The organism is Terriglobia bacterium (assembly GCA_020073085.1).
Lineage (GTDB): Bacteria > Acidobacteriota > Terriglobia > JAIQFV01 > JAIQFV01 > JAIQFV01.
Genome location: JAIQFV010000014.1, coordinates 1 through 10,129 on the forward strand (window position 1 = coordinate 1; position 10,129 = coordinate 10,129).

Consider the following 10,129-nt stretch of genomic DNA (forward strand, 5'->3'; position numbering starts at 1 on the left):
GATGAGAGCCCGATCTACAGAAGCCCCGGAGGGGCGCCAGAATGTAGCCCCGGGTGGAGCGCAACGGAGGCCGGGGTCAGGAAGGCGAAGAATCGACCAAGCCGCGGAGCGGCGCCAGAATGTAGCCCCGGGTGGAGCGCAGCGGAGCCCGGGGTCAGGAAGGCGAAGAATCGACCAAGCCGCGGAGCGGCGCCAGAATGTAGCCCCGGGTGAAGCGCAGCGGAGGCCGGGGTCAGCAAGTTGAAGAATCGAGCGAGCCGCGGAGCGGCGCCAGAATGTAGCCCCGGGTGGAGCGCAGCGGAGCCCGGGGTCAGGAAGGCGAAGAATCAACCGAGCCGCGGAGCGGCGCCAGAATGTAGCCCCGGGTGAAGCGCAGCGGAGCCCGGGGTCAGCAAGGCGAGAAATCAACCGAGCCCCGGAGGGGCGACAGATGGGATTGCTCAAGGATCCACAAGAACGGAAATGGAACCTTCCACTTCATTTCCATTTGTGAAAATATTTGACCCGATCTCTGGGGATTCTCGGTTCCACGGAGGATTCAATGAAGAACTTTCATCACTTCAACCCGGCTTCGTTGACGCAGGCCACCACGACGCTCGCGTCAAAACCGGATGCCTGGGTAATTGCCGGCGGAATCGACCTGCTGGGAGAAATGAAGAACGGAATCATTCAGCCCGGGACGCTGGTCAACCTGAAGACGTTGCCGAATCTCGATTCCATCAAGTTCAGCGAGACCGACGGCCTGCGCATCGGGGCCATGGCCACGCTGGCGAAAATCGAGGCACATCCGGAGATCCGAAAACGCTTTGCCGTGCTGTCGCAGGCGGCGCACTCCGTGGCAACGCCGCAGATTCGCAACGTGGGAACGCTCGGAGGAAATCTGTGCCAGCGTCCGAGATGCTGGTACTACCGCAACCCGGCATTCCACTGTTTGAAAAAGGGCGGCAAGGAATGCTTCTCCGTGTCCGGCGAAAATAAATACAACGCGATCCTGGGAGGTGGTCCGGTCTACATCGTCCATCCCTCCGACTGTGCGCCGGCCTTGATTGCCCTGGGGGCCGAGGTCACTGTGGCGGGACCCCGGGGAACGCGATCCATGCCCCTGGAGAAGTTTTTCGTCCTGCCAAGCGAGAATCCGCTCCGGGAAAACCGCCTTCAGGCGGGGGAGGTGGTGACGGAGGTTCATGTCCCCCCATCGCATGATGCGGGCTCCTCCTCGGCCCGTCACAGCGTCTACTTGAAGGTGAAGGAGCGGGGTGCCTGGGACTTTGCGTTGGCAAGTGCCGCGGTGAGCATGGAGACGAATGCGGGGCTTTGCAAGACGGTCCGCGTCGTGCTTGGAGGCGTGGCGCCGATCCCGTGGCGCAGTCTGCCGGCCGAGAAAATCTGCATGGGCAAACGCGTGGACGAATCGCTCGCGACTGAGGCCGGACAGGCCGCGGTGGCCCAGGCCGTTCCATTGGGCAAGAATGATTACAAAGTGGACATGGCCGCCAATCTGATCAAGCGCGCACTGCTGATCTGTGCGGCATGATCGGCTTGATCTCACAAGATGCACAGGATTCACAGGGCCCATTTAAATATTCTAAGCTTCGGAGTCCTCTGCGTCTCGGCGGTGATTTGCCCCAGAACCAGTCCCAGATCTTGCAACGACGTGCTAAAATCTTCTCATGATCATTGGCATCATCCTTGCTGCCGGGGAGTCCAAGCGCATGGGGACGCCGAAGGCCCTTCTGAAGATCGGTGATCGCCCCTTCATTAACCATATTGCGAACCAGCTGGAGGCTGCTCAGCTCGATCTTATTTACGCGGTGCTCGGTGAAAAGGCCGACCTCATTCAAGAAGTCCTCGACCGCAATATCATCGTCATTCACAATCCAAACTTTAGGGAAGGTCAGATTTCTTCGCTCAGGACCGCGATTGACAAGGTCCAGTATGAGAACTGCGACGGGGTGATTGTCGCCCTCGTGGATCACCCGATGGTCTCGACCACCGTCGTCTCCAAACTCATCGAAAGTTTTTACCAGAGCAAGAAGCGCATCATCATTCCCACCCACACCGGAAAGCGCGGACACCCCGTGCTCTACTCGCGCGAAGTGTTCGCCGAAATCCTCGAAGCCCCTCCGGATCAAAGCGCCAAAGCCATCCGCTTGGAGAACCTCGAAGAAACACTCGAAGTCGAAGTCGATGACCCCGGCATTCTGGTCGACATCGATACCCCCCAGGACTACGAGCGGCATATTGCGACGGCCGCAACTTCCACTGCCATTGACAAGTGAGTAACCCCTCAACTGACGAAGTGGGCGGGCACAGCGAACATGTCCGCGCGTGCCGCAAATATTGGGGTGCCGCAGGCATGCGTTCTTTGCATGCCTGCGCTGCTTGAATTCGACCCCCCTCATCACACAAACTGAATAATACATTGGGGTCAAATCGGGAGAAAGGACATAGCCCACGCTATCCCCGCTCTGGCCTATATCACAATCTAGCCCTGATCGCGCAATCATGGGGTGCCGCAGGCATGCGTTCTTTGCGTGCCTGCGTTGCTTGAATTCGACCCCCCTCATCACACAAACTGAATAATACATTGGGGTCAAATCGGGGGAGAGGACATAGCCCACGCTATCCCCGCTCTGGCCTATATCACAATCTAGCCCTAATCGCGCAATCATGGGGTGCCGCAGCTATGCGTTCTTTGCATGCCTGCGCTGCTTGATCCCGCCAGTTCTCTCCCGAACCTCTCCCGCCTGGGGCAACCCCTTTACCCAAATTTATTGGGTTGTTATATTCGTGATCCGTGAATACCTTTGTCGGAGGGAAGTCGGTCTGTCCACTCAGCGACGAGCCGAAGTTTCTACTTGACTCACAGATGGTCGAGCCATACACTTTCGAACTGTTGGAGGCTCTTGAGCGCTGTTGTTCCGGCGCCTGTCGAACGAACAGGTCGCTGACAGTGCTCGATACCCAATCCAGTCTGTTCTCCCGATCGTCGGCCCAGTTGATTTGCATAAGGAATCTGAGGTTATGCTTTGGCTCGCTCATTTTGCGGTAGTGGCGAACTACTGCAAAAAGTAGTGCGATCAATGCCTCTTTTCTTTTTGATTTCAAGAAGCCCGATTTAGTTCCCCTGGATTTTCCTCACCCAAAGGAAGTAAACGTGGATTCCTGGAGTACAGTCACCCTTTCCACCGATTCGGGTTGTCTTGCTTTATCGGGAATCCGAATGTCGCGCGTTCTCTCGGCAGAACTCTTCCGTGAGTATGCTGGACTCTCCCAAACCTCCGATGGCTCGGCGTCTGGGTTGGCCACGCAATGCCATAACCGATGGATCGATTTGGCGGATTCCCTGGCCGCCTTGCCCGAGCCGGCTGAGCTTGTCGTGGTTATAGGGAGCCGGCCTGATGCGACGGACGAGAGTGCAGGGGTTTCGGTGTCCTTCCTGTCGCTGGGAAGAGGCTCGAGCACCGCCGAGGCTGGAGCCAACTGTGCGCATGCAAGACTCAACCTCTGGACCCTGTTGGAAACCATACTTGATTATGCGGAACTCGAGCCCATTGCAGAGAAGGAACCCCTTGAAGGCGCCATCAATCATCTGCATGAATCTCATGTCATCGAGGTCCGGCGGCGCTTCGAAGAAGTCCGCGTCAGCCACGGCGTCTTTGTAGGGGCCCCCGTGGGTTTTGAAGGCAAAAGGTGTCAACCGGAGTCGGACGAAAAGGAATGCTCGAGCGAGCTCCAATTCACGCACCTCTATCCCTGGGTCCCCAGCGATGACCCCTGGCGTCGCCTCTTGGAAGCATTGAGTGACGATCCGGCGTCCGCGGCACTCGTAATCCACTTCCGGGGTTGGTCACAGGTACCGGAAGATTGCAGGGAGATGGCAAGCCGGGCCTTGGTGGTGGCCGAGAGGATTGCCGCCTTCGATGTGGAGGATCGGACGGAGACTGTGCCGCAGCTCCAGGCCGAGGCGCTGCAACACGAAGCGCTACGACGGCTCTCGATCCTGGAGGGACGTGTGCTCGCCGCCCGGGTCTTCATCACCGCGAGCCGGCCTCCTTCCAGCGCGCTGGTTGCGACGGTGGAGAGTTGTCTCGACGACGCCTCCGTCCGACCCGGGCAAGCCGGCGCCGATTCCATGTTTCGAGGGGGCGCCCTGCTCATTCCCACCGCGTCGAGCGAAATTCTTTCCCGGCTCGACACACCCTCATTCGATCTGCTTTTCGGTCCCCGGGAAGCAAGCGCCATCCTGCGCACCCCCATGCCCAGCGACGTCGAGTTGCCCGGACTGTCCATCAATCGCGCTCGCACGGCGCGCATCGTCGGCCGCTCCGGCGACGACGCTCCCCTGGGAACCAACGTCCATCGCGGATTGCACCTTCCCGTGTGTCTCGATGGGCCGATGCGGTTTCGCCACACCTACGTAGTGGGCCAGACGGGAACCGGCAAGTCCACCTTTCTGCTCCATATGATCCTCCATGACATCGTAAACGGCCGGGGGGTTGCCGTGCTGGATGCCCATGGAACGCTCATCGAACAGATCCTGCTTCACTATCCTCCCGAGCGCAGAGACGACCTCATTGTCGTGGACGTGACGGACATCGAGTGCCCCATCGGATTCAATGTTTTGCGTATCGAGGAAGAGGACCCACTCGAATACCGGTTGGCTCGTGATCTGGTGATTGACGATCTTTACTCTTACATCGATCGAACTTATGACCTTAAACATGTGGGCGGCCCCTTGTTCGAGACGCATTTCAGAGGGATGCTGGGTTTGTTGCTCGGGTTGGAGAAACAGGCGCCACCGCTCATTCCCAACCTGATGATCTTCCGACTGCTTTACACCAATAGCCGTCTCCGTAGAACTCTGGTGGAGCGGATAAGAAACAAGGACCTGATGTTGGATGATTTTATTGAAGAAGCCATTGAGGTGACTGGAGAGGGATCCCTGAAGAACATGTCCCCGTATGTCACTAGCAAGTTCAGCCGTTTTGTTTCTGACCTGACATTGCGCAATATGACCTGCCAAAACTTGACTCTGGATTTCGACGAGGTCGTCAAGGGAGGGAAGGTACTCTTATTCTATTTGGGCAAAGGGCACTTCGGCGATTATGCGGCAGGCCTTCTGGCGAGCCAGATCATCTCTCGAATCCGCTATGTCGTGATGAAGCGTGGCGCCCGGCAGGACGCCCGCCCATTCTACCTTTACGCGGATGAATTCCAGCTCTTTGCGGATGACCGATTTACGGAGTTGTTGGCCGAGGCCCGCAAATTCAAGCTTTCACTGACCCTGGCCCACCAGTACGCGACACAAATACCAGAGAAGGTTTTGCAGGGCGTCTTGGGAAATGTCGGAACCACCGTGGTCTTTCGCGTCGGGGCGGTGGACGGCGAATTTTTCGAGCCCCTGTTCAAGCCGAGCTTCAACCAGAGAGACCTCTCTTCGCTCCCCAATTTCAGGGCCTGCGTGCGGAGTTTCGGATCTTTGGGGCATGCCCCTTTCAGCGTGGAAACGGGTTCACCTCTGACGGGAGGAAACCCAGACCAGGTTGATGCTCTGAGGCAGCGCTCGCGCGAGAAATACGGACGCGCCCGCGAGGTGGTCGAAAAGGAGATTGAACTGACGTATGAGGCTTACAAGAAAATGGATAAGGAAACGTCAGCCTTAATGGAAGCCCTTGGCGCGGACAAAGGTGTGCCGGAATAGAAAGAGGTGCTTTGGGTTCGTCAGAAGTCTGTGAGCAGCGTTTCCCGCAAGGGTGTGGGGGCTCTGTCGAAAAATTTCCAGTTTATTTAGGACGGGGTTCAATAATTCTTATGAGTACATTAGAATCGCCATTAAGGAATTTGGAGCCTGTGGGGGCGAACGATTCACATCCTATAGCCTTCACCCTCGCAAAATACCGGTTCACCTTCAGGCCGATGGGCGTGATGCACTTGCCCCCTTACAAGGGCGCGACGTTGCGTGGGGGTTTCGGATACGCCTTCAAAGACCTGGTTTGTATCAAGCCCGACCGTCACTGTGAAACCTGCCTGATTCAGGACCACTGCCGTTACTTTCAGATTTTCGAAACCCCGGTGCCCAAGGGCGCCACGATGATGCGCAAATACCCGCGCGCCCCCCACCCTTTCGTGTTGACTCCGCCATTGGATGAACGTACGGAGTTTTCCGAAAAGGAGGAACTCTCCTTTGAATTGGTGCTAATCGGACGCGCGGTCGATTATCTTCCCTATTTCATCTACACATTCGAAGAACTCGGCCGCCGCGGCATCGGCCGCGAGCACAGCAAATTCGTCCTACTTCGTGTCGAATCCTTTTCCGCAATTTCTCCGGGTGTCAATGGCTCTAGCACCTCACAGTGGAGTCCCGTCTACAGCAACATAACCAAGAAACTGAGCAACCAAGACATCGCCACGATCTCATTCTCTGATATTCAGAATTCATCGCTCATCGTTCACCGTTCACTTCAGTTTACACGACTTACCCTTCATTTTCTTACCCCTGTTCGTATCACGACGAATGAAAGACTCGATCATGATCTTGCCTTCATCAATTTTATGAAAGCACTTCTTCGCCGCATCCAGCTCTTGCAATACTTCCACTGCGATTCATTTGGAAGTCAATCCAGCAGAGGCGACCGGATCACAGAGGCCTGTCCTGGCTCGACCGGTGCGTGTTCTGAGGAGGATCCTGGTGGCTCTCTCACGCTGGCAGAAGTTCGTCGCCTTCTCAAGCTTTCAGAGTCAGTCGAGATTCATAAGTCCAATATGAGGTTCAAAGACTTGACACGCTTCTCCACACGACAAAAACGCTCCACCTCGATCAGCGGCTTTACTGGGGCGATAACCTATGGATTTCCGACGAATGAACTGTTGCGAGATTTCCTCTTTTATCTTCAACTTGGATCCCTAATTCATGCAGGCAAGCACACAAGTTTCGGACTGGGGAAATATGAATTGAAGCTCGGCCTTTGAAGAATATTGCCTTTTTGGGTAATCGCGTGGTTGATGGAAGTTAGCACAAAGCGAACAGGAATTCACGGCTGAACGCGGATTGTGAGCAAGGTCGCACTTTATTTCAGAGGCAGGAAGGTTTTTGGATTCCGCAAATTATTGGAGGCGAAACCGCTTGAATCAACAATTCCTTTGTGAGCATTTGATTCTGCTCATAGGTGGCAATCCAGTTCCAAACGCCGTCGCAGGAAGTCTGCTTGCCACGCGACAGGGAACTATTACGCTGGTGCACTCCTGCGGTCCTGGAGGCACTGGGGACGTTGCGCAGCGACTGCGGTCCTGGTTGATGGATCAGAATTCTGGAACCACAGTGGAATTAACAGAAGTCAATGAGTCCAGCGCCACTTCGATCTGTGCGAGCGTGCGCTCTCGTCTGGAAGCCGTCAGTGCCGCTAGCGTTGGGCTGAATTACACGGACGGCACCAAAGCCATGTCGGCTCATGCTTATCGCGCTGTGGAGATGTGGGCGGAAGAAGATAAGGACATCAGCCCCATCTTCAGCTATCTGGACGCGAGGACGCTGCAGATGATGTTCGAGTCTGACGCTTTTGGCGGATTGACACGGTGCGAGCGTGTGGGGCGGTCCATTCAGGTGAAGCTACATGACCTGATAAAGTTGCATGGGTGGTCGTTGATTCATGAACCGACGCGCGTTCCAGTTTTGTCTGCCACGGCTGGCGCAATTGCAAAGACATGCAGTGCCCCTGGGGGAATCGAGGAGTGGTCACGGTGGGTACACAAGGAAATTCGATTGAAATGCCGCCACACCAACCCAGCGTTGGATGACTTGGTCACGGACAGGAAACAGGAGATCGAGCATTCTGCGCTGCAGGTCTGCCCGGTGCGACCGAGGAAGGATGAGGGTTGGAAAGACAACGAGGCGCTTCGATCAGTTTTGCTGCAACTGCCCCGCGCCGGAGCTCTTGCCGGCGTAATCACAACTCTCAGGTCCGAACCCGGGGTGGCGAGCGGTTCGGGCCTCAACTTGTCATACGATATTTTCGGCAAGGACCCAAGACGCTTCTGTGAATGGCTGTATGGGAAATGGCTTGAGCATCACGTGCTCGATGTTCTTCGAACGCTCGCTGGCGTCCTCGAATTCCACGAGTGCGGACAGAACGTGGAAGCAACCGGCGTTCAATTTGATCTCGACGTCATCGCCATGCGTGGTTACCAACTATTTGCCATTTCCTGTTCGACCGATAGCAAGAAGAGGTTGCTGAAGTTGAAGTTGTTTGAAGCTGATGTCCGCGCGCGGCAACTCGGCGGCGACGAGGCCCGGGTTGCCCTTGTGTGTTGCGCGGCGGAGCCTCACCAAATCGAGCGCGAGATGCAAAGAGACTTGGGCGTGAAAGGCCGCATCTGCGTCTTCGGGCGCGAACATCTTGCGAATTTATCTGAGCACCTCAAACACTGGATTAAAACGCAGAGCCGGGAGGACTGACCATGCAACTTGTCATCGTGGACACAGCACAAATTCAATCATACGTATTCGGCAGCAACCGTCTGCGCGAGAATGTCGGCGGCTCGCACCTCGTGGCTATGGCAACCAGGGAATGGGCATTGGAAGCCGCACGGGAAGCCGCGCCAAAGAATAACATCAAAACGAGAAGCGATGAACTGGACCCCTCGGTGCAAATCGATTCAGACCCGAACGTTCAAGCGGAAGTCGTATACACGGGTGGGGGCAATTTTGTCGCGTTGTTCCGCGACGAGAACGACGAGGCGGGGAAGTTTATTCGGCGCCTTTCAGAAAAGGTACTGACCGATGCGCCCGGACTGCAACTGGCCATTACACAGGAATCCTTTGATTGGGACAACGGCGCTTTAGCCGACAAGATGAAAGATACTTTCCGAAAACTCGCACAGGAAAAGCGATCGCGAACTCTCTCCGCTCCGCTGTTGGGTCTGGGTGTCAGCGTGATGTGTCAATCTACTGCTTTGCCGGCGGTCGAAATGGTCAAGGGCATCGGCGAGGAGCCAGACCGCCCCGCGTCAGCAGAAATTGTGGCAAAGCTCAAGGTCGCTACCAAGACCGGGCCGCGCCCCAGCGAAGCCGACGAGCGTCTGCATCGGATCACGCCTCTCGAAGATTACGATTATCCGGCACAGTTTGAGCATTTGGGCGGCACAAAGGGCGAGCATAGCTACATCGCCGTGGTTCACGCCGACGGCGACGGCATGGGCAGCCGTATCACGAAGATCGGCGAGAAATACCCAAAGCAAAAGGAGAACCGTGACTTTATCAATGCCATTCGGGAATTTTCAATAGCAGTTGAGAAAGCAGCACAAGCCGCCTTGCAGGTAACGCTGGACAAGCTTACGGCAAGAATCGAAAGAGACAATGGCAGGAAAGTTATGGTCCACAGGAACGAGGGCAGGGTACTGGCCAGAATCGAACTCTGCTGGGATGACAAGGGGCACAAATGGCGGTTGCCGTTCCGCCCCATCGTTTTCGGGGGCGATGATCTGACTTTCGTTTGCGACGGACGTCTGGGTCTATCTCTTGCGACTGAATACATGCGGCAATTTACAGATAAGACCAAGGATCTTCCCGATAAGCGGGGCTCGTTGACTGCCTCCGCCGGCATTGCCATCGTCAAATCGCATTATCCGTTCGCCCGCGCCTACTCGCTTGCCGAGGACTTGTCGAGATCTGCGAAGGGCTATCGGAAAAAGATTGATCAGAGCGTTGCGTGTCTTGACTGGCACTTCGCCCGAAGTGGGTTGTCAGGAGAAGTCAAGGAAATCCGTAAACGCGAATACAAAGCAACCTGGAGTAAAAACGGCAACCAAGTTGAGGGTTCGCTCACGCTTTGCCCTCTGACGCTGGAGGAAAACAAGGTTGAGGCTCAACGCTCATGGAATGTCGTGCACAACGCGATTGACGTTTTTCAGTCCCAGGGTTGGTCTGAACGACGCAACAAATTGAAAACACTGCGCGATGCATTGCGTGGAGGTCCCGCGGAAGCCGATTGGTTCCTCAAGAAATTCGGACTTGCTGGGAAGTTGCCTGAATTAAAGCACTATCCTCAGTTTGCCCAGACTGGTTGGTGGGACAGGTGGTGTGGTTACTTTGATGCAACTGAACTTTCAGATTGGTTTGTCCCTTTGTAAA

The 10,129-nt window shown here is 55.9% G+C and carries 6 protein-coding genes; all 6 read left to right on the forward strand.

The window, feature by feature from the left end:
• The first annotated feature begins 541 nt into the window (after nt 1–541).
• The 6 genes from LAO21_15055 to LAO21_15080 all read left to right on the forward strand — a co-directional run bounded on the left by LAO21_15055 (nt 542) and on the right by LAO21_15080 (nt 10,128).
• Nucleotides 542–1,534 carry a xanthine dehydrogenase family protein subunit M gene (locus LAO21_15055; protein MBZ5554032.1) on the forward strand — a complete coding sequence of 331 codons (993 nt, stop codon included), beginning with the start codon at nt 542–544 and terminating at the stop codon, nt 1,532–1,534.
• Nucleotides 1,535–1,670: 136 nt separating this feature from the next.
• The gene (locus LAO21_15060; protein ID MBZ5554033.1) at nt 1,671–2,279 is read left to right on the forward strand and encodes a nucleotidyltransferase family protein; all 609 of its coding nucleotides are present in this window, start codon (nt 1,671–1,673) and stop codon (nt 2,277–2,279) included.
• A gap of 944 nt (nt 2,280–3,223) precedes the next feature.
• Nucleotides 3,224–5,704 (forward strand): DUF87 domain-containing protein, encoded by a 2,481-nt coding sequence (locus tag LAO21_15065; protein ID MBZ5554034.1) that lies wholly within the window; start codon nt 3,224–3,226, stop codon nt 5,702–5,704.
• An 11-nt stretch (nt 5,705–5,715) separates the two neighbouring features.
• Nucleotides 5,716–6,972 (forward strand): CRISPR system precrRNA processing endoribonuclease RAMP protein Cas6, encoded by a 1,257-nt coding sequence (gene cas6, locus LAO21_15070; protein ID MBZ5554035.1) that lies wholly within the window; start codon nt 5,716–5,718, stop codon nt 6,970–6,972.
• A 154-nt stretch (nt 6,973–7,126) separates the two neighbouring features.
• Nucleotides 7,127–8,455: a DUF1887 family protein gene (locus LAO21_15075; protein ID MBZ5554036.1), complete on the forward strand. Its 1,329-nt coding sequence runs from the start codon at nt 7,127–7,129 to the stop codon at nt 8,453–8,455.
• Between the two features lie 2 nt (nt 8,456–8,457).
• Nucleotides 8,458–10,128, forward strand: a complete 1,671-nt coding sequence (locus LAO21_15080) for a hypothetical protein (protein ID MBZ5554037.1) — start codon at nt 8,458–8,460, stop codon at nt 10,126–10,128.
• Nucleotide 10,129: the final 1 nt, after the last annotated feature.